This window comes from Staphylococcus sp. GDY8P94P, assembly GCF_017892255.1.
GTDB lineage: Bacteria > Bacillota > Bacilli > Staphylococcales > Staphylococcaceae > Staphylococcus > Staphylococcus cohnii.
This window is the reverse complement of record NZ_JAESKU010000015.1, coordinates 100,650-122,969: the sequence shown is the minus strand read 5'-3', so window position 1 is coordinate 122,969 and position 22,320 is coordinate 100,650. Positions and strand designations below refer to the sequence as shown.

The following is a 22,320-nucleotide window of genomic DNA, read 5'->3' as shown; positions in this document are numbered from 1 at the left end:
TATATTTTATGTCAACATTTCATTTCATATTTTAAAGTTTCCCTTTTAGCATTATACTCGCTTTTATTAAAAAGAAAAGAGAGTGAAACAGAAATTGATTTTTAAAATATAATTTCTTCATCACTATCGAAATAAATTTTTGAATGACCATTACATATTAATCATCTATTAATGCGAACATCTATGTCCAACAAATTATTCGAGGCTGGAACATAAAAATGCTCCAGCCTCGAAAAAGATTACTATTATTTAGTTAATAACTTGTGATTCAATTTGTTTTGTAACGCCCGGTTCTACACTTTCAAGTGCTTGTTCAGATATTTCAATTGAGCGTTTATAACGATTGTTTTTAAATAAACGTTCCGCTTCGTTAAGACTTTTATCAATATTTGAACTTTCTTTACGATAACGGTTACCGTATTCGATTAATTTTTCAGCATAAACTGCATTAACGAGGACATCTGTAGCTTCGTCTTCAAATTTATTCATTTGTAAGACCACTTTAGATACTTTATCTTTAAGTTGTTTTACATGAATCGGTCTTACACTGAATTTTTTATTTACTTCACGCACTTCGTAGTCTATTTCATTTTTCATAATGATGAATCTTTCAGGTACACTTGGTAAATTTGATGCCAAGAGTTTTCTATAAACTTCTTCTTTTTTACTTTGTACACGCAAGATATTTTCTTCTGCTTCTGCTTCATCTTCGCGAAGTTGAATTAAATGATTTTGTAATTTTTCCTGTTTTTCATTGATAACATCAACATGTTCTGCGATATATTTCAAGTTATCTTGAACTTCGCTATATCTTACAGCTGACTTTGCCATTTCTTGTAGAATTTCATCATAAACTGAAATCATACTCTGAATTTCATTTTCAAACTGTCTGACGTTTTGAACATCACTTTCATTTATATAATAATTTTCACGCACATATTCAATTTCAGTTTGTAATGTATAATTCATTTCTTTAGCTCTAAATAAATTATCTGTGATGACTTCTTTTGTTTCTTCTACTTCATTTTTTGCTTTCACTTCATGTTCGATTAATTCATACATTTCATCAAGACGATCATTGATACTATTTAATTTATCATTTGCTTCGTCTAATTCTAACCTACTAATCATCGGTTCTACGAAACTCAATTCTGTTTTAAGCGTCTGTAATGAGCTATCAATCTTGACATGGTCTAAATCATAACCTTCGACTTTCAAATCTCGACATCCATATTTTAAATCTTGGAATTGACCTGGTAATTCCTTTTGTGCTTCTCTAATTAATTCAGGAATTTCATCCATATCTTTTTTAAGATAATTCATATCTTCATTAAGTGTTTTGATGTGATTATACGCTTGGTTATAGTTGCCGTCTTCTTTTAGTGTTTCGTACGTTTCCATCTCTGGAACAAAAGTTTCAATTTCTTGTTCCAATGGAGCAGCCGCTTCACCGAATTGGTGTCTATTGGCTAACACATCACGCTTCATTTCACGATAATCCACCTTACATTCTTCATATAGGTGATCACTTTCTTTATGTAGATTTAATATGTTTTCAATATTTGAATTAAGTTCATTGTAGTTTTCTTCATATTTATCCATGAGTTCATGTGCTTCATCAATCTCAGTTTGAGCTTGTGAAAACTTAAATTTATCAAGCAATCCTTCCGCATGATGAATTTTTTCTTCTACTGGCAATAAATATTGATTTTTACTATCTAATGCATTTTGTTTTAAACCATTATAAGTCGTTTTTGTTTCCCCAGTTAAAGTTAGCTCAGATAATTGAGATAGACTTTCATCATAGGGTAATTGTTCTACTTTTGATTTACGCGTTTCAGCCTTTTCAATCATTTGGCTTTTGTTGGAACGCATATAGAATAATACACCGACAATAATCAGTATAATAACAATAATTGCTAAAATGACATACAATACCATATGTTTTCTCCTCCTATTTTATCACTATTCATTATAACGTAAGATACCTACCCATTAAAGAGAAAATGAGTGAATCATCTCAATTATTTAAAATTAATCATAAGTTCATTCTCACCTAAATCATATGTAAAACGATATTTTGAAAAACTTATAAAATCTATTGATTGATTACTATTAAAACAGTCTTTATAATAAATGAAAAGTAAAAAGTGAGGTTTTTTTATGCTAGAGGTCACTGAAACAAATTATGATTTATTACAAAAACAAGTTTCAAGTTTAATTGAAGATGAATCAAATATGATTGCTATCCTAAGTAACGTATCTGCATTATTAAATGACTCAATAGATCAAATTAACTGGATTGGCTTTTATTTAGTAGAAGATAACGAATTGATTCTCGGACCATTTCAAGGTCACCCTGCTTGTGTACATATCGCTATTGGTAAAGGGGTATGTGGTACTGCTGTTGCCCAAGATAAAACGCAATTAGTAGAAGACGTCAATGCGTTTCCTGGACACATTGCTTGCGATGCTAACAGTAAATCTGAAATTGTAGTACCGATTCATAAAGATAATAATGTAATAGGTGTTTTAGATATAGATGCACCTATCACAAACCGTTTTAATAATGAAGATAAACAAGGATTAGAAGCGATTGTAAAAATCATTGAACAACAATTATCATAAATTGTATGCTTATCTATCACAAACAAACGCAAAGTCGACTATTGACAGATTAATATATCATGGTACAATGTTCTTTGTGTGAATAAACGAAATTAGCAGTTGTATATTAATTGGCGCTATGTTGTTCCCAAAGTGGGCGTGCCGTGTAACCGTAGCTATGAGGCGAGGACACATAAAACAATATATCCAATTAAGCATACAACACTCTTTTTTGTTTTTTCATAACAATAAAAGAGAAAAAGGAGGAGTCAATTTATGGCTCGATTCAGAGGTTCAAACTGGAAAAAATCTCGTCGCTTAGGTATTTCTTTAAGTGGCACAGGTAAAGAATTAGAAAAACGTCCATACGCACCAGGACAACATGGTCCTAACCAACGTAAAAAAATGTCAGAGTATGGTTTACAATTACGTGAGAAACAAAAATTACGTTATTTATATGGCATGACTGAAAGACAATTCCGTAACACATTCGAAATCGCTGGTAACCAACATGGTGTACACGGTGAAAACTTCATGCAATTACTTGCTGCACGTTTAGATGCAGTTGTATATTCATTAGGTTTAGCTCGTACACGTCGTCAAGCACGTCAAATCGTTAACCACGGTCATATCGAAGTTGATGGTAAACGTGTTGACATTCCGTCATACACACTTAAACCTGGTCAAGAAATTTCAGTACGTGAAAAATCAGCTAAATTAGATATCATTGCTGAATCTGTTGAAATCAACAACTTTGTACCTGATTACTTAGAATTTGATGCAGACAACTTAAAAGGTAAATTCATTCGCATTCCTGAACGTAGTGAATTACCAGCTGAAATCAATGAACAACTTATCGTTGAGTACTACTCAAGATAATAAGTTTCATACTCAAACACCGACAATTTTGTCGGTGTTTTTTTATTTCTCCATGCTAATTTATATGCAATGAACCATTATGCTATCATTTCAGAGCTAATGCATAATAAATTTTGCTATGTTAAAAGCCTTCTTCCTGTTTGCCATTGCATTTACTCAATGTTTAAGAAAGATATAACATCCCCTCTGCACGCCCTTTCAATTTTACTTTTTACTTCACTTTGTTTATATTTAGTAAAAAGGAGTGTTATCATTGAAAATCAGAGCTTTAGAAGAAACAGATTTAGACTTTGTACATCATTTAAATAATGAATATTCCATTATGTCTTATTGGTTTGAGGAACCCTATCAGTCTCTAAGTGAATTACAATCACTCTACAAAAAACATCTATTAGATGAATCTGAAAGAAGATTTATTATTGAAAATGATTCTGAACGTATCGGAGTCGTTGAATTAGTAGAAATTGATTTTATACATAGCAATTGCGAAATACAAATTATCGTGGATGAGGGATATGGTGGCAAAGGATATGCCTCTCAAGCATTTAAAATGGCTATAGATTATGCCTTTTTAGTGTTAAACCTTCATAAAATATATTTATTTGTAGACGTTACGAACGAAAAAGCTGTACATATATACCAAAAACAAAACTTTAAAATTGAAGGTACCCTACAAGAGCATTTCTATACACGAGGAAAATATAATGATTGTCATGTAATGGGACTTTTAAGAGATGCTTGGATTAATCAACAAAAATAAACATATAACTGTAAATGAAACTTACTTTTGTAATGTAAATATAAACTACATTTAAGCAACAAAATTATAGAAAATATTCTCTAAACTAACATGAATAAGTCCCACTTCTCAATTTATTGAGTTAGTGGGATTTATTCATGAGCTTTAGCTTAACTAATCCTGAAATCTAAGTTATCTTCCCTTGTCAGACTGCATGTTAAAAAAGTTACTTCGATGGCTATACCATGTCAATTTTGATACTATATTCCAATTTAAATTTATGCATTAACAGAACAGATAAAGTGGCATCACAAACTTTTATTTAAAACAAATCTTTGATTTAACAAAATAAACGATGTGGTTTGTCCGAAATAAGACCATCTACACCAATACGTATCAGTTTTATTGCCTGCCTTTTTTCATTAACAGTATAAGGTATTACTTTCAATCCATAGTCATGTGCCTTCTTCATAAACGCTTCAGTCACTAATGAGTAGTGTGGATTAACATAGTCAGCATATTCAGCTATTTTTTTAAAAGATGGCATTTTATACCAATATCGTTTTTTGCTAAGTAAAACACCTAGTCGATAACCATAATGTTTCGGATATAGTTGTTTTATAAAATTTTGATCAAATGATTGAATGATCACCTGATTTTTATCTAGCTCATATTGCTTTAATTTATCAATTAAATCATTTTCAATGCCAGGATAGTTTTTAGGTTGCTTCATTTCTATTAATAATAACTTGGGTGATGCTTTGATTAATGTTAATACTTCATCTAATGTCGGTAATGTTTGTTTTTTATATCTTGGATTACTATTTATACCATAATCAAATCTTCTTAAATCATTAAGTGTTTGTTCTTTAACCTTCCCACTACCATCGGATGTTCTGTCAATAGAATCATCATGTAACACAACTAACTGACCATCCCGCGTTTTATGTAAATCTATCTCTAATATATCTGCATTGCTTTGAAGGGCAGCTTGAATTGCAATGATAGTATTTTCTGGATAATCCATTGCCAAGCCACGATGCGCAACTAACATTATGTGATGATCTTCGAATTCAAATGTCATAAAAAGTGCCCTCCCCTTTCAATATAAAGTAGAATCATCTAAACTTAAGTTATCATAAAAACATTGGAGGTCAAAGCAATGGTCCAACATCAATTTAAAGTAATTACAAAATGGGCAGATGGACGGGAATCAGTCGGTAAACTATCTGGTGATATTTTAGATGAACAAATATCTATCCCAGCAGGTTTAGGCGGAAATGGAACTGGTACGAATCCTGATGAGTTACTAGTTTCGGCAGCATCATCTTGTTATATCATTTCCCTTGCAGCTGTATTAGAACGCTCAGGTTTTACGCAGATAGATATCCAACAATCAACAATTGGATTAGCTATATTCGAAAATGCCAAATTTAAAATGGACACGATTACACATTATCCAGAAATAAAAGTGGATACAACACAGAAAGAACAATTAAAAAAGAAACTACCAAAGTTACTAAAGATTGCAGACAATAATTGCATGATTTCAAATTCTATAAGAGGCAATGTCGACGTCAAAATAGAACCAATATTAAAATAATTTTGCAATCATTTTATGTATGACGGAATATGATTATAATAACAATGTATACCCTTACATATTATTTGAAATTTGAATATATTTAATAATTTTAAATTTTTACACTTTTATATTTTCTGAAAATTTGCTAAACTTGACAATCATAAGCATTGGGGGAATTACACATGAAATATTATCATCCTTTGTTACTTACACCAGGACCTACACCTGTACCAGAACATATATTACACGCTACACAATTACCGATGGTCGGACATCGATCAAGTGATTTTGAAGCAATCGCAGAACAAGCTTTTAAATCACTTAAACCAATCTTTGGTTCTAAAAATGAGGTTATGATACTTACTTCAAGTGGTACAAGCGTACTTGAAGCGAGTATGCTGAATATAGCAAACCCAGATGATGACATTGTTATTATTGTTTCTGGTGCATTTGGCAATAGATTTAAACAAATTGCAGAGACTTATTACGATAATGTACATATATTCGAAGTTGAATGGGGTCAAGCAGTTAATGTTCCTGATTTTATCGACTTTTTAAAATCTTTAAACACTGATATCACAGCAGTCTTTAGCCAATATTGTGAGACTTCTACAGCTGTATTACATCCTGTACATGAACTAGGTAAAGCATTAAGCGACTTTGATTCATCGATTTATTTTGTGGTTGACGGTGTCAGTTGTATTGGAGCTGTTGATGTAGATTTAGATCGAGATTATATCGATGTCCTTGTTTCAGGTAGTCAAAAGGCAATTATGCTTCCACCTGGTCTTGGATTTGTAGCTTATAATAATCGTGCAAAAGAACGATTTAACGAAGTAATAACGCCTAGATTTTATTTAGATTTAAATAAATATTTAAAATCATTGTCTGAGCATTCAACACCTTTCACACCTAATGTTTCTTTATTTAGAGGTGTAAACGCATATGCCGAACTAGTCAATGATGAAGGATTAGATCAAGTAATAGATAGACACTATGCAATAAGAGATGGACTAAGACAAGCTTTGAAAGCATTAGATTTAGAGTTATTGGTCCAAGATGCTTATGCATCTCCTACCGTCACAGCGTTTATTCCAAAATCTAAAGATGAACTAAACTATATTAAAAATGAATTAAAAAATAGATTTGCCATTACGATTGCTGGTGGCCAGGGTCATTTAAAAGGCCAAATATTACGTATTGGCCATATGGGTCAAGTATCGCCTTTTGATATTTTACAAGTTGTATCAGCGTTAGAAATACTATTGTCAGAATTTAGAAATGAATCTTATGTTGGTAAAGCTATCACACAATATATGGAGGTCGTAAAAGCATATGTATAAAATTTTAGTTTCAGATCCAATTTCACCAGATGGTTTAAAAAATTTAACAGATCATAGCGATTTTAATGTCGACATTCAAACTGATTTGAATGAAACAGAATTAGCTGAAATCATTCCTAACTATGAGGGTCTAATTGTACGAAGCCAAACCCAAGTCACTTCTAATATCATTGCTGCTGCACCAAACTTAAAAGTCATCGCACGTGCAGGCGTTGGTGTGGATAATATTGATGTAGAAGCTGCTACTAAACATGGTGTTATCGTTATTAATGCACCTGATGGGAATACAATTTCAGCTACTGAACATTCGATGGCAATGATTTTATCCATGGCACGTAACGTCCCTCAAGCCCACCAATCATTGAAAAATGGAAAATGGGATCGTAAAGCATATAGAGGAACTGAACTTTATAACAAAACGTTAGGTGTCATTGGTGCTGGAAGAATTGGAATAGGTGTAGCAAAACGTGCACAAAGCTTTGGTATGAATATACTTGCTTTTGATCCTTATCTATCAGAAGACAAAGCTAAAGAACTTAATGTGACACGTGCTACAGTTGATGAAATTGCTGAACAAGCAGATTTTGTAACAGTGCATACCCCATTAACACCAAAAACAAGAGGTATTGTAGATAAAGCATTTTTTGAAAAAGCAAAACCGACCCTTCAAATTATCAATGTTGCGCGCGGAGGTATCATTGATGAAGATGCACTTGTCGAAGCATTAGATACAAATCAAATTCAAGGTGCTGCAATTGATGTATTTGAAAGCGAACCTGCAACTGAATCACCACTTGTTGCGCATGATAAAATAATCGTCACACCACACTTAGGTGCATCTACTGTTGAAGCACAAGAAAAAGTTGCAGTCTCTGTTGCCAATGAAATCATAGATATATTTGAACACGGTAATGTCGTTAATGCGATTAACGCACCAAAAATGTCCTTCAATGAAATTAATGATGAATTAAAGCCATATATTGAATTAAGTAAATTAACTGGTGAAGTAGGTATTCAATTATTGGAAAAAGCCCCTCGTGAGTTACAAATTAAATATAAAGGGGATATCGCACTGGATGATACAAGTTTACTTACTAGAACTCTTGTATCAGGTGTATTACGCCAAGATTTAGCGGAACGTGTCAATTTAATAAATGCCTTAGTGTTACTAAATGAGCAAGGTGTATCATATAATATAGAAAAAGATACCAAACATCGTGGATTTAGTAATTATATTGAATTAACTTTAATTAATAAAGACACACAAATTAAAATTGGTGCAACTGTACTAAATGGCTATGGCCCAAGAATCGTACGTATTAATGAATACCCTGTTGATTTCAAACCTGAAAAACATCAATTGGTTATCAATCATAACGATAGACCAGGTATTGTAGGACGTACAGGTCAAATATTAGGTGAATACAATATCAACATCGCTTCTATGCATTTAGGGCGCACAAACCAAGGTGGTAATGCGTTGATGATTTTATCGATTGATCATCCTGTAACACAAGATGTCATCGATGCTTTATATGAAATTGAAGGATTTAATCTAATAAGAAGTGTAGAATTAGATGTTGCAGTAAATGAAAATTATAATATTTAACAATAATAAGCTGAAAGGACAACAAAATGATTGTCCTTTCAGTTTTTTAATCAAAATACTTTTATTTCAAACTATTATTAACAGCCCTATTCATGTTAAATATTATTTAAGAGTCTAGGACATAAATACCCATTCTCAAAATAATAGGACCAATCCTTAATATGGATTGGTCCTATTTATATTTAAAATATTACGATTTTGATCGTGCATGCTTGCCTAGGGATATGGCTCGAGCCTATAGTCTCTCGCTCATATCATTTCCCCAGGCGTCAGCACGATGCAAAATTTCTATAAGTGATGTGCTTTAATACAATAGAAAAAGCTTCGTATTATTTAACTTATACAACTAATAGAAAGTCATATTTTTAATTAACCAAAAGATATAACTTAATATGAATACACATGATGGATTGGTCCTCTTATATTTAAAATATTACGATTTTGACTGTGCATGCTTGCCTAGGAATATGGCTCGAGATTGTAGTCTCTCGCTCATATCATTTCCCCGGGCGTCAGCACATTACAAAATCAGTACAATTTATATTTTGTTATTCAAAAAAATAAGGCCTTTCGTATAATTTAATAAATCCCACTAAACTAAATTAACGAAGTGCCTTATGTATAAAGATTACAACATGACTCAACACTCTACCAATGGAAACTTCAGTTCTTATTCCCTCAAATGATATGTCACGACATGTGAATGAAATCGTTGAAACAATCTCTGAAATTGTAATCGATACATTCAAACATCATCGTGGTGCTACTCATATCATCCAAAATGTTTATATATGCGCTTTAGTACAAGTAAATCCTGTAACTCATTAATCGTAATCATCTTTATCAAGACGTGCTTATATACATTAATATTTCTTATACTCCTCAATCGTCAACGTTTGTATTATAATAAAATATCTCGAATTTCACCTACATGATTAACGATATATTCAGCATCATAACTTTCTAATTCCTCACGTGCATTTTGGCCTTTCAAACCTGTTAAAGGACCGATAAAAGTTGCGCCTATCTTTTTCGCACTTAATAAATCAGCTAATGAATCACCAACAATAAATACTTCATCTGAATTTACACGATTTTCTTGATTTGTTGCATATTTTTTATAATGTTCCAAAATATTACCATCAAGCGTTGCTAAATAACTAAACGGGTTTGGTTTCCCTAGCGGCTTTAATTCAGGAAAATGCTCTTCTGCATTCAATACGTCACTAGCTGTTACAATATGTAAATCATCAAACAAAGATTTAATGCCTAATGTCTCAAATGGAACAATTGTCTCAGTTCGTGGTCGACCTGTTGCAATAGCAATTTGGTAACCAGCCTCTTTCAAATCTTCTAACAATTGCTTGATTTCACTAACAGGTCTAAGCACTACCTCTTGATATATATAACCCTTTTTAAAGTCAGTGCGTTGTTGTTTCTGTTCTACTTCATTATACAATTGGTAACCTAAATACCATTCCTGATAAATTTCTTGTGCTAGCGTCCAGAATGGACTTTTCAACTCAAATAATTCAGCACCTTCTGTATTTAACTGTACTTTTGCATGTTCAATTAACGCTTGATATATATTTTCTTTACCAGAACTTAAACCATCTAAAAATGAAAGTGGTAAGTCAAAATTAAGCTCAATATTTGAAATATGATCACCGAGAAATTGTAGTGTTTGTTCACTAAAGCTTTCACTATTCAATGCAATAGATAATTCCTCTTGAGAAAGTGATTTGCATAAATCAATGTAATGTAATGCAATAACGATAAATAACATATCCCAGTTTGAATTCAAACCTAAAGATTTTAAATTTGTTAAAATTTCATCATGAAAGAAGACAATATCTCTTATTTCAGAAATTTGCTCATCATCCAGTTCATGAAAATCTATAGACGGGTCAATACCAATATAATCTTTACTCATTAACAGTTCATAAACAGTTAATGCAGATACATCAAAGCACCTTTCTTCACTTAAAAACACACCATCAACATCAAATAATACCGACTTCATCTTAGTTCCTCTCCTTTAATCAGAAAATTCTGATACTAGTATATCGTACTATTTACATGTGAAAAGAGCAATGTATTTCCAAAAGATATATATAGAAAAATATTATTAATTTCATAGAATTAATTTGAAAATAAAATCACGCTTGAAAATGAAACGATAGCATGTACTTATCGATTATTTCCAAACGTGATTTTATGAATTGCTATATCTTTATAATAAATCTTTCAAAGGATGCTAGCTAATTATGATCTTCTAATTGTGCTTCCATTTCGTCTGCTACTTGTTGTACTTGCGTACCAATGATAACTTGGGTGTTGTGCTTACCACTTGTTGTAACACCTACTGCACCAGCACCTTTAATCTTAGTTTCATCAATAATGCTATTATCATTGAGTTCCATACGTAAACGTGTAGCACAGTTTGTTAAAGAAGTAATATTCTCTTTGCCACCAAGACCTTCTAAAATTTGACTAGCCGTTTTTGAATACTTATTTGTCTGTAACTCTCCTTCAGACTCAGCTGAATCTGCAGTGTCACCTGTTGTAGCTTCTTCAGATGTCGGATCAGGTAGTAAGTTATCACCACGACCAGGTGTATTAAGTTTCAACCATTTTATTGCTAATCTAAATACAACATAATAAATAACAAAGAACACTACACCTTGGACCATTAACATCAGTGGATGATTTGCTACTGGATTAATCAGAGATAGTAAAAAGTCAATTAATCCTGCACTAAATGAGAACCCTGCTGTCCAGTGGAATAGCGCTGCAATAAACAGAGATAAACCAGTTAGTAGTGCATGAATGACAAATAGTATTGGTGCTACAAACATAAATGAAAATTCGACTGGCTCAGTAACGCCAACGAAAAATGCTGAAATAGCTCCACCAAACATTAAGCCATAAACTCTTTTTTTCTGTTTTGTCTCAGCAGTATGATACATCGCTAGTGCTGCTGCTGGAATTCCAAACATCATTACTGGGAAGAAACCAGCCATATAGCGTCCTGTAATACCTTTAACGGCACCATCACCTGTTTGGAATTTAGCGATATCATTAATACCTGCTAAATCAAACCAGAACACTGTATTCAATGCATGGTGCAACCCGGTAGGTATTAACAAACGGTTGAAAAAGCCATATAAAAATGCGCCACCAGGTCCTAAATCCAATATCCATGTTCCAAATGTAACAATTGCTGAGTACACAACCGGCCAAACAAATAACATAATAACTGCTATAAATATACTAAAGAATGCAGTTAAAATAGGTACCAAACGTTTACCACTAAAGAACGATAACGCTGTTGGCAACTCTGTTTTACTAAATCTGTTATACGTATATGCAGCAACTAAACCAATAATCAAACCGATTAAGACGTTTTGATTATTCATTTGTTCGAACGCTTCATTTACTCCTGTTTCTTTTACACCCAATAATGGTGCTAATTTTTCAGGACTAAGCACGACGGTTGTTAAGAAGAAACCAACAGCTGCAGCAAGCGCCACTGCACCGTCATTTTTTTTCGCCATACCTAAAGCGACCCCAATTGCAAATAATATTCCTAGTTGGTCTAGAATCGTTGAGCCTGCTGTAGAAAAGAACGTAGCTATGGTTGGCAATATACCAAGTGCTTTTAATGCATTACCAATACCAACGATAATAGCAGCTGCTGGTAACACTGCAACTGGCAACATGAGCGATCTTCCCAAACGTTGAAAGAAACTATACATAATCATTCCCCATTTCCCAATAAATTACCAAAAAAATCACCACATGTACAAAATGTCCACGTGGTGAATGAAAGCGTTATACTTGTTGTCATTGTACAATTCCATAATAACACAAGTTATATAAATTTCGTATATAAAATAAGATTCAAAATGAGTAAAATTAACTATTTATGTGCTGCATACGTATTTAATTCATTTTGTAATTGAATTGTTCTTTTTTCCAATTCTTTTGTTAAATATTCTAATTTTTCATTTCGTTTCATATCTTTAGGCAAGTTTTTTGTTTCGATGGGTTCACCAAATTTAATAATTGCTTTGCCTGTGATTAAACCTAGAATTTTTTTGGGACCAATATATGCCGCTGGTAAAATGGGTGCTTGAGCCATCATAGCGATTGTAACTGCGCCACGTTTCATCGGTGAGCCTTCATCATATTTCATACGATGTCCAGTTGGAAAAATACCGACTGTTTTATTTTCTTTTAATAATTTAATTGGCTTTTTCAACGTGCTTGGTCCAGGGTTTTCTCTATCAACTGGAAAAGCATTAAGTGAACTTAAAAATCCACCAAACCATTTATTATTAAACAACTCTTTTTTGGCCATATAATGAATTTGGTTTGGATAAATAGCCATACCTAGCATAATGACTTCATTATAACTTTCGTGGGTACAAGTGACGACGTATCTATGTAATTGAGGGATGTTTTCTTTTCCTTGTACTTCTAATGATTTACATATTTTACGTAAAATAAAATTTAATATACCGCTAACAATTCTATACATTTTTCCACCTACTTTTTTTACCTTATATTACCCTATTGATTCTATCATTTAGTGCATTAATGAACAAGATAATTTATATTTCAGTCTAAAGTTGTATAGTGATATACTAGAAAAAGTTGGACAAACCTTTCATAATAGGTTTTATAGAATAAATCGGAGGTATAATATGTCAGAATTTAACAACGATCAAAATATAAATAATAAACAACCTGACGCGCAAACATCAAATAACACTCAGACGACATTTAGTAAACGAACAAAACCAAAATTCCCTTGGTTTAAAACTGTTCTTGTTGCACTAATAGCTGGTATCATAGGTGCACTCATTGTCTTAGGTATTGGTAAATTGATGGAGAATACTGTTTTAAATGATAATGGTTCAACCGTCAAAGAAGCGAATAATAATAGTAATGCTGGTAATTCATTAGATGGTAAAAATGATAAATATGATTCTGTCAATCAAATGATTACAGATGTATCACCTGCAATTGTCGGTGTCATCAATATGCAAAAAGCCCAAAATTTAGATGATTTGCTTAAAGGGAAATCTGCTAAATCTGAAGAAGCTGGCGTGGGTTCTGGTGTGATTTATCAAAAGAATAATGGATCAGCATATATTGTTACGAATAATCACGTAATTGATGGCGCAAGCGAAATTAAAGTACAATTACATAATTCTAAACAAGTAGATGCCAAATTAATAGGTAAAGATGCACTTACTGATATTGCTGTATTAAAAATTGATGATACCAAAGGTACAAAAGCGATAGACTTTGCCAACTCCTCTAAAGTTAAAACAGGTGATAGTGTATTTGCAATGGGCAACCCACTTGGTTTAGAATTCGCAAATTCTGTAACATCAGGTATCATTTCAGCAAGTGAACGTACAATTGATACACAAACATCAGCAGGTGCGAACAAAGTAAATGTACTACAAACAGATGCAGCCATTAACCCTGGTAACTCTGGTGGTGCGTTAGTAGATTTAAATGGGAATTTAGTAGGTATAAATTCTATGAAAATAGCGAATGAACAAGTTGAAGGTATTGGTTTCGCAATACCTAGTAACGAAGTGAAAGTTACAATTAAGGAACTCGTTAAAAACGGAAAAATCGATCGCCCTTCTATCGGTATTGGTTTACTAAATTTAAGTGAAATACCAGATGAGTATAAAAAACAATTAAATACAGATAAAAAACAAGGTATATATGTAGCAAAAGTATATGCTGACAGTGGATTAAAAGAAGGCGATATTATTACAAAAATTGATGATGAAAAAGTCAAAGAAGATACAGAACTTCGCTCTTATTTATATGAACATAAAAAACCAGGAGATAATGTTAATTTAACAATTGAAAGAAAAGGTAAAACACAAAGTGTTGATGTAAAATTAACAGAACAAAAGTCTAATACCACAGACTCATCCAAAGAGGAAGCCGTCCCTTTTAATTAATAAAATGTGGTAATATGTTAAGAAAACAGGACACAAAACTTAATCTTAAAATAAAGGAGTCTGGGACANNTGTCCCAGACTCCTTTATTTTGTCAGTAGATGATAAAGTCCCACTACTCAATTTATTGAGTAGTGGGACTTATGCATGAGCTTTAGCTCTACTTTTTTAAATTGTAGTCTTCGCTACTAGTAGTGGGACGACGAAATCATTTTAATAAAATTAGAATTCAGTTCCACTCACCTTTTATATTTCAAATCTTACGATTAAGTATAATCTTATTTATAATTTATCATAAAGTATTTTTTCTTACCTCTACGTACAATTGTAAATGCATTATCGATTTTATCATCGTCTGACAATTCATAATTTACATCTTGTTGTCTTTCACCATTTATATAAATCGCACCATTATTTATATCTTCACGTGCTTGTCTCTTAGATGAAGATATGCCAGTTTCAATGATGGCTTCAACAAGGTTCGAAGTCGTGTGGTTTAAGTCAACTTGCGGTACATCTTTAAATCCTTCTTTTAATTCTTTAGCTGAAAGTGATTTCAAATCACCTGAAAATAAAGCTTGTGAAATTCTAATTGCATCATCTAATGCATCTTGGCCATGAATAAATCTAGTAACATTTTCAGCTAATGCTTTTTGTGCTTCTCGTAAATGTGGTGCTTCTTGCAATGATTTTTCTAAATCATTTATTTCTGCTTTACTTAAAAATGTGAAGTATTTTAAAAATTTAATAACATCTTCATCCGTTGAATTAATCCAAAATTGGTAGAATTCATAAGGGCTTGTTTTGTCAGCATCTAACCATACTGCTCCACCTTCTGTTTTACCAAATTTTTTACCATCAGATTTAACTACTAACGGTATAGTCAGACCAAATGCTTCATTTTCCCCATACATACGACGCATGAGTTCAATACCACTAGTGATATTGCCCCATTGGTCTGAACCGCCTACTTGAATTTTACAATTGTATGATTGATTAAGGTGTCCAAAATCAATTGCTTGTAAAATTGTGTAAGTAAATTCAGTAAACGAAATGCCATGTTCTAAACGCGTTTGAATAGAATCCTTGCCCAACATGTAATTTACACCGACATGTTTACCATAATCTCGTAAAAATTCAATTAATGATATTTGTCCAAGCCAATCTTTATTATTAACTAGTTTTGCACCTTTATTTGTGTCAAACTCAAAAATTTTATGCATTTGTTTACTAATACCTTGTACATTGATTTCAACTTGTTCTTCAGTTTGTAACTTTCTTTCTTCTGATTTACCAGATGGGTCGCCTATCATTCCAGTACCGCCACCAATTAACACAAGCGGTCGATGACCATGTTCTTGAAAGCGACGTAAAGTTAGGAATGGTAATAAATGACCAATGTGTAAACTATCTGCAGTTGGATCGGCACCACAGTATAACGTAACTTGTTCTTTATTTAATAAATTTTCAATACCTGTTTCATCCGTTTGTTGATAAATTAAGCCTCTCCATTTTAATTCTTCAATTAATGCATTTGTCATGATATCAACCTCCTAATTAAATATTGATAAAGTTTTGAATAGGCTTTATTTGCATCACTTCCATCATTCAAGAAAAATAATATTAGAAAATGCAAAAAAGCGCCCTTACATATTTATGTAAGGGCGCAAGTGCACGGTACCACCATACTTTAAGTCAAACAACTTTATTAATGATACGTTCATTAACTAAAACGTTTGGATAATTGTATTATAAAGGTGTATTCATATAAAGATCAACGTTAGTTCACAGCGACCACTAACTCTCTGAAGATGATACAATATATTACTTCTCCTCTATCCAAAAACGATATCGAATTGATACTTATTATATTTAATTCTATTTTAAAAGTCAACAGTCTATCTTATGTTATAATACTGTTTAGCTAAGGAGGACCACAATGGAAAAACAAACGTTTGATACAGACATTCGTAAAAATAAACAACTTACCAGACTGGAACAGTTTGAATTTATTTATAAAAAAATCAAACACTTTTTCGTAGGTTTGTTTTTCATATTTGGCTGTACTTTGCTTATTTTACTAGCAATAACTGTGCTTTATTTTCAAAATTTAACAAAAGAAGCAACACATATGTCAGATAATGAATTAAAACATAAATTATTAATTGTGTCTGGTAATGAAGATATTGATTATAAAAGTGACAATATTTTATCAGAATATAACAATTCTATTAATACACTTATTGTTGGTCCAAAACATGTTGATAGCAATGTGATTAAAGCATTAACAGCTTCAGAAGACAGTTTGTTCTTTCGTCATAATGGTATATTACCTAAAGCAGTTTTAAGAGCAATTGGACAGGATATATTTAATTCAAGTGATGCTACTGGTGGTAGTACAATTACACAACAACTTGTTAAAAACCAAGTTTTAACCAATAAAAAAACATATAACCGAAAAGCAAATGAACTAGTACTCTCAATGCGCGCAGAAAAAATACTGACTAAAGACGAAATTTTATATACATACTTAAATATTGTTCCCTTTGGTCGTGATTATAAAGGCACAAATATTTCTGGCATTGGTTCAGCTGCTTATAGTATTTTTGGCAAACCTTCTGAGGATTTGAATATTGCTGAATCTGCTTATTTAGTTGGGTTATTACAAAGCCCATACTATTACACACCCTATAATGAAGATGGCTCTCTTAAATCTAGAGATCAAATTCAAGTCAGTTTAAATAGACAACATTATGTGTTAAAACGCATGTTAGTAGAAGATGAAATTACCCTTTATGATTATAGACGTGCAGAAAATTATGATATTAAAGCTCATTTAATGACTAAATAAAATTAATCATATACATGTTTTTAAATTTTATTTAGTTAGCTAGTCTATGCATAGAAAAACACTTTCGTATTATTCATTTTAAATGAACTCAACGAAAGTGTTTTTATTTTAGTCTCACTAATTAAGATTAGTTTTTATATGATTCGATAGAAATTTATGTTTGTATTAAAAAGGAGGTTATATCAAAGACCCTTTTTTGTACAATTATTTAGAATAAACCTACTGCATGTCCATCATCTGTAACATCCATTTTTAATGCAGCGGGTTGTTTAGGTAATCCAGGCATTGTCATTATTGCACCAGTCAGTGCTACAATAAATCCAGCACCTGTTTTAGCTTCTAATTCACGGATTGTAATTTCAAAACCTTCAGGTGCACCTAACAATGTAGCATCATCTGAAAATGAATATTGTGTTTTGGCCATACATACAGGGTAATGGTCCCAACCATTTTCCTTAAATTGTTTTAATTGTTTTTGAGCTTTACTACTAAATGTTACTTTGCTACCGCCGTAAATTTCTTTTACGATTGTTTCAATTTTATCTTCTAATGGCTGTTCTAGTTCATATAAATGTTTGAAATCTTGTGGTTGTTCGATTACTTCTAACACTTCGTTAGCTAAATCGATACCGCCTTTACCGCCTTTTTCCCAAACTTCTGTTAAAGCTAGTCGAACACCATTTTCTTTTGCCCATTCTTGAACAAATTTAGTTTCTGCATCTGTATCATGTATAAATGCATTTAATGCAATCACTGGTTCTAATCCATATTTTTTCACATTATTTACATGGCGTTCTAAGTTTACAATTCCTGCTTTTAATGCATCAACGTTTTCTTCTTTAAGGTTGTCTTTTGCAACGCCACCATGCATTTTAATCGCCCGAATTGTAGCTACTACTACAACTGCTGATGGTTCAAATCCCGCTTCACGCGCTTTGATATCAATAAATTTCTCAGCACCTAAATCTGAGCCAAATCCTGCTTCTGTTACGACAATATCAGCTAATTCTCTAGCAGTTTGTGTAGCAAGAATTGAGTTACAACCATGTGCAATATTTGCAAATGGACCACCATGTACTAATGCAGGTGTTCCTTCTATCGTTTGTACTAAATTCGGTTTGATTGCGTCTTTAAGTATCATCGCTAAAGCACCTTCAACTTTTAAATCCGCAACAGTGACTGGTTTACGTTCTCTTGTATAACCTACTGTAATTTTACTGATTTTAGATTTCAAATCTTGAATATCGTTAGCTAAACATAAAATCGCCATAATTTCTGAAGCCACTGTAATATTGAAGCCATCTTCGCGAGGTACACCTTGTGTTGGGCCACCTAATCCTACAATCACATTTCTTAGGGCACGATCATTCATGTCTAAAACGCGTTTCCACTCAATTCTTCTTTGATCTATACCTAAGTCATTTCCTTGATGAATGTGATTATCAATAAATGCTGATAAAGCATTGTTCGCTGTAGTAATCGCATGAAAGTCACCATTAAAATGCAAGTTAATATCTTCCATTGGTAACACTTGAGCATAACCACCACCTGTCGCTCCACCTTTAATACCAAATGTTGGTCCTAAAGCAGGTTCACGTAAAGCAACCATGACACTTTGCTTCAATTGGTTAAATGCGTCTGACAATCCCACTGTAACTGTTGATTTCCCTTCACCAGCTGGTGTTGGGCTCATTGCTGTTACCAACACAACTTTCCCTTTGTTCTCTTTTTGTTTAACTTGGTTGATATCTATCTTAGCCTTATAGTGTCCATATGGTTCTAAAGCATCTGCAGGAATACCCACTTTTTCAGCAATATCTCCAATTGGTTGTAATGTTGATTGATTAGCAATATCTAAGTCTGATAAATGTGCCAAATTAATTCGCCCCTTCTTATATAAATTTTAATCACTTTTAAAAATCAAATTTCAATCAGTGAGTCAAAATTCCTTACACATTCATAATAACTAAATAATGTTGTGTTGTCGATTAATAGAGATAACGCTTTCAAAATAATAAGCGTCTTTTGTAAAGATATGATATATATTCCTACTTATATTGTTTTATTACACTAAAAACTCCTTTATTTCAAAATTTTAAGCAGTGTTAAAACTTATCAATAAAGGAGTGTTTTTAGCCAGTTTTGCTTACTGAATAATCGTAAAATACTTTGTATTTAATTAATCTTCCATCGTACTTAAGTCCCCTTCTGGCAAGTCAAGTTCCCATGCTTTTAATACACGACGCATAATTTTACCTGAACGTGTTTTAGGTAATTTTTCTTTAAATTCTATTTCGCGTGGTGCAGCATGTGCAGCTAATCCTTCTTTAACAAATTTACGAATTTCTTCTTTCAACTCATCACTTTCTTCGAATTCAGGACGTAGGGCAACAAATGCTTTGATAATTTCACCACGTACAGGATCAGGTTTACCAATAACTCCTGCTTCAGCAACTGCCTCATGTTCCACTAATTTTGATTCTACTTCAAATGGACCTACGCGTTCTCCTGCTGTCATGATTACATCATCAACACGACCTTGGAACCAGAAATATCCATCTTCATCTTTATAAGCAGAATCTCCAGAAACATACCAGTCGCCGATAAAATACGATTCATATTTTTCAGGATTATTCCAAATGGAAATCATCATGGATGGCCAACCTTTTTTAATTGCTAAATTACCCATGCGATTAGGGGGCAATTCATTACCTTGGTCATCTACGATTGATGCCTCAATGCCTGGTAAAGGTTTACCCATTGAGCCTAATTTCACATCCATCGAAGGATAATTTACAATCATATGACCACCTGTTTCAGTCATCCACCAAGTGTCTAATACACGCAATCCAAATACATCTTTTGCCCATTTAATGACTTCTGGGTTTAAAGGTTCACCGACAGATAAAATGCTCTTCAATGATGACAAGTCATATTTTTCAACGATATCGTCACCAGCACTCATTAACATTCTTAACGCTGTTGGTGCTGTATACCAGATAGTCACTTTAAATTCTTCTATCATGCCATACCATGCTTCAGGAGAAAATCTACCTCCCGCAATACAATTCGTAATGCCATTTAACCAAGGACTAAATATACCATACGATGTACCAGTGACCCATCCTGGATCTGCTGTACACCAATACACATCATCATCTTTAAAATCAAGTACATATTTACCTGAAATATAATGTACCAACATTGATTTTTGCGCATGTAATACACCTTTAGGTTGACCAGTTGATCCTGATGTATAATGTAAAATCAAACCATCATCTAAATCTAACCATTCCGTATCAAATTGATCACTTGCTTGTTCAAATTCACTATTGAAATCTACATATGCATGATCTACATCATTATCAACTACAATGATTGTTTCTAAATTTGGTAACTTATCTACAGGTATTCTTGGCAATAAGCTATTAGTAGTAACAATTACTTTTGCCTCACTATTTTCTAGTCTATCTCCAACAGCTTTTTCCATAAATGCTTCAAATAATGGACCGACAATTGCACCTATTTTCAAAATACCAAATAATGCAAAATAAAGTTCAGGTGTTCGTGGCATGAAAATAAATACACGATCACCTTTTTCAACATTTGCCTTATCCTTTAAAACATTTGCAGCTTTATTCGATTTTGATTTCATTTCACTGAAAGTATAACTTTCTTGTCGCTGATCATCTTTATAATGAAGTGCAACTTTTTCTCCTTTACCTTCATCCACATGACGATCGATACATTCATGCGCCATATTCACTTTACCAGTGTCATACCATGAAAATGCTTTTTCGACCTCTTTCCAATCAAAGTTGTTGTATTGTTTCTCATAATTTTGAAGGTTAAAATTTCCTTCTTCCCCTTTATATACTTCTACTTTCATTCTAAATCCCCCTCTTAATGAAATCGAATGCTTAATGCATATTATAACTAACAAATTCGCAATTTTCAAAATAATTTGTGTAAACGGATACATTATCGTGTTAATTTTCTCTAAAATCCCTTATACTAAAAGTATTAAAGGATGAATATGATATTCATATACAGTCGTTTGGAGTGAAAAAATGGAACATGTAAAAACGTATCAATTTCAAACATTTCATTTGGACGAAGGTTCATTTATTATAGAAGGTCCTGTTTCTAGAGAAAATCTTGAACTTATGACTTTTGATGATGGACTTTCTGCTTTTCGACAACCCGACGATCAATTTATAGCTATAAAAGAAATTAGTGAATTAGCAGAAGGTAGAATTTTTGTGATACGAGATCATAAACATATTATTGGTTATGTCACCTATCATTATCCTGATCCATTAGAACGTTGGTCGGATGGTAACCTTGAGTACTTAATAGAACTGGGTGCCATAGAAATCAGTTTACCTTATCGACATTTACATTTAGGCAGTAAACTCATTCGTTTAAGTTTGACTGCTGATGAATATGAAGATTATATCGTATTAACCACTGAGTATTATTGGCATTGGGATTTAAAAAATGCAGGTCTGGATGTTTACGCGTATAAAAAACTAATGCAAAAATTAATGGGTTATGGGGGCCTAGAAATTTTTGCTACAGATGATCCTGAAATTACTAGCCATCCAGCTAATTGTTTAATGGCAAGAATAGGTGCACGCATTTCCATTGATCAGTTACAGTCATTCGATGATTTAAGATACAAGAATCGCTTTTTCTTTTAAAGGGGAGTTA

Annotated in this window: 17 protein-coding genes and 1 pseudogene; 10 read left to right on the top strand and 8 right to left on the bottom strand. The window is 32.6% G+C overall.

Annotated elements, in window-relative coordinates; genetic code table 11:
• Positions 1–249: 249 nt before the first annotated feature.
• On the bottom strand, positions 250–1,941 hold the full coding sequence (gene ezrA, locus KA926_RS10035) for a septation ring formation regulator EzrA (protein WP_210144244.1): 1,692 nt from the start codon (positions 1,939–1,941) through the stop codon (positions 250–252).
• Between the two features lie 222 nt (positions 1,942–2,163).
• Here ezrA and KA926_RS10030 point away from each other — a divergent pair, with 222 nt between their 5' ends.
• The 3 genes from KA926_RS10030 (at position 2,164) to KA926_RS10020 (ending at position 4,246) form a co-directional block, all read left to right on the top strand.
• Positions 2,164–2,628 carry a GAF domain-containing protein gene (locus tag KA926_RS10030; RefSeq protein ID WP_107505145.1) on the top strand — a complete coding sequence of 155 codons (465 nt, stop codon included), beginning with the start codon at positions 2,164–2,166 and terminating at the stop codon, positions 2,626–2,628.
• A 255-nt stretch (positions 2,629–2,883) separates the two neighbouring features.
• Positions 2,884–3,486 (top strand): 30S ribosomal protein S4, encoded by a 603-nt coding sequence (rpsD, locus tag KA926_RS10025; protein ID WP_181187731.1) that lies wholly within the window; start codon positions 2,884–2,886, stop codon positions 3,484–3,486.
• Positions 3,487–3,739: 253 nt separating this feature from the next.
• A complete protein-coding gene (locus tag KA926_RS10020; protein WP_210144243.1) occupies positions 3,740–4,246 on the top strand; it encodes a GNAT family N-acetyltransferase in 507 nt (168 codons plus the stop codon).
• A 319-nt stretch (positions 4,247–4,565) separates the two neighbouring features.
• Here the strand turns inward: KA926_RS10020 and KA926_RS10015 are convergent, their stop codons facing one another.
• Entirely contained in the window at positions 4,566–5,309 is a 744-nt protein-coding gene (locus tag KA926_RS10015) for a glycerophosphodiester phosphodiesterase (RefSeq protein WP_210144242.1), read from the bottom strand.
• A 78-nt stretch (positions 5,310–5,387) separates the two neighbouring features.
• Here KA926_RS10015 and KA926_RS10010 point away from each other — a divergent pair, with 78 nt between their 5' ends.
• The 4 genes and pseudogenes from KA926_RS10010 to KA926_RS09995 form a co-directional block, all read left to right on the top strand.
• The gene (locus KA926_RS10010; protein WP_210144241.1) at positions 5,388–5,828 is read left to right on the top strand and encodes an SACOL1771 family peroxiredoxin; all 441 of its coding nucleotides are present in this window, start codon (positions 5,388–5,390) and stop codon (positions 5,826–5,828) included.
• A 164-nt stretch (positions 5,829–5,992) separates the two neighbouring features.
• Positions 5,993–7,153, top strand: coding sequence for a pyridoxal-phosphate-dependent aminotransferase family protein (locus KA926_RS10005; RefSeq protein ID WP_210144240.1), 1,161 nt, complete (start codon positions 5,993–5,995; stop codon positions 7,151–7,153).
• The gene (gene serA / locus KA926_RS10000; RefSeq protein ID WP_210144239.1) at positions 7,146–8,762 is read left to right on the top strand and encodes a phosphoglycerate dehydrogenase; all 1,617 of its coding nucleotides are present in this window, start codon (positions 7,146–7,148) and stop codon (positions 8,760–8,762) included. Before KA926_RS10005 ends, serA begins: the two co-directional genes overlap by 8 nt.
• A 617-nt stretch (positions 8,763–9,379) precedes the next feature.
• A pseudogene (locus KA926_RS09995) lies at positions 9,380–9,550 on the top strand (IS5/IS1182 family transposase); the annotation flags it as partial.
• A gap of 113 nt (positions 9,551–9,663) precedes the next feature.
• On the opposite strand, the gene KA926_RS09990 reads toward KA926_RS09995, so the two are convergent.
• From KA926_RS09990 to KA926_RS09980, 3 genes are all read right to left on the bottom strand, one after another.
• Positions 9,664–10,785 carry an HAD family hydrolase gene (locus KA926_RS09990; protein WP_210144238.1) on the bottom strand — a complete coding sequence of 374 codons (1,122 nt, stop codon included), beginning with the start codon at positions 10,783–10,785 and terminating at the stop codon, positions 9,664–9,666.
• Positions 10,786–11,023: 238 nt separating this feature from the next.
• Complete coding sequence (gene nagE / locus KA926_RS09985) at positions 11,024–12,520, bottom strand: N-acetylglucosamine-specific PTS transporter subunit IIBC (protein ID WP_210144237.1); 1,497 nt, start codon at positions 12,518–12,520, stop codon at positions 11,024–11,026.
• 164 nt (positions 12,521–12,684) lie between these two features.
• Positions 12,685–13,305, bottom strand: a complete 621-nt coding sequence (locus KA926_RS09980) for a lysophospholipid acyltransferase family protein (protein ID WP_210144236.1) — start codon at positions 13,303–13,305, stop codon at positions 12,685–12,687.
• A gap of 166 nt (positions 13,306–13,471) precedes the next feature.
• Between KA926_RS09980 and KA926_RS09975 the strand changes: the two genes are divergently transcribed.
• A complete protein-coding gene (locus KA926_RS09975; protein WP_210144235.1) occupies positions 13,472–14,758 on the top strand; it encodes a S1C family serine protease in 1,287 nt (428 codons plus the stop codon).
• Between the two features lie 276 nt (positions 14,759–15,034).
• Here KA926_RS09975 and tyrS read toward each other — a convergent pair whose 3' ends face one another.
• A complete protein-coding gene (gene tyrS, locus KA926_RS09970; protein ID WP_210144234.1) occupies positions 15,035–16,297 on the bottom strand; it encodes a tyrosine--tRNA ligase in 1,263 nt (420 codons plus the stop codon).
• A gap of 398 nt (positions 16,298–16,695) precedes the next feature.
• On the opposite strand from tyrS, the gene KA926_RS09965 reads away from it, so the two are divergent.
• A complete protein-coding gene (locus tag KA926_RS09965; protein ID WP_210144233.1) occupies positions 16,696–17,607 on the top strand; it encodes a biosynthetic peptidoglycan transglycosylase in 912 nt (303 codons plus the stop codon).
• Positions 17,608–17,815: 208 nt separating this feature from the next.
• Here the strand turns inward: KA926_RS09965 and KA926_RS09960 are convergent, their stop codons facing one another.
• Positions 17,816–19,483 (bottom strand): formate--tetrahydrofolate ligase, encoded by a 1,668-nt coding sequence (locus KA926_RS09960; RefSeq protein ID WP_210144232.1) that lies wholly within the window; start codon positions 19,481–19,483, stop codon positions 17,816–17,818.
• A 303-nt stretch (positions 19,484–19,786) separates the two neighbouring features.
• Positions 19,787–21,496, bottom strand: coding sequence for an acetate--CoA ligase (gene acsA / locus KA926_RS09955; protein ID WP_210144231.1), 1,710 nt, complete (start codon positions 21,494–21,496; stop codon positions 19,787–19,789).
• Positions 21,497–21,677: 181 nt separating this feature from the next.
• On the opposite strand from acsA, the gene KA926_RS09950 reads away from it, so the two are divergent.
• Entirely contained in the window at positions 21,678–22,310 is a 633-nt protein-coding gene (locus tag KA926_RS09950) for an N-acetyltransferase (protein ID WP_210144230.1), read from the top strand.
• Positions 22,311–22,320 lie beyond the last annotated feature (10 nt).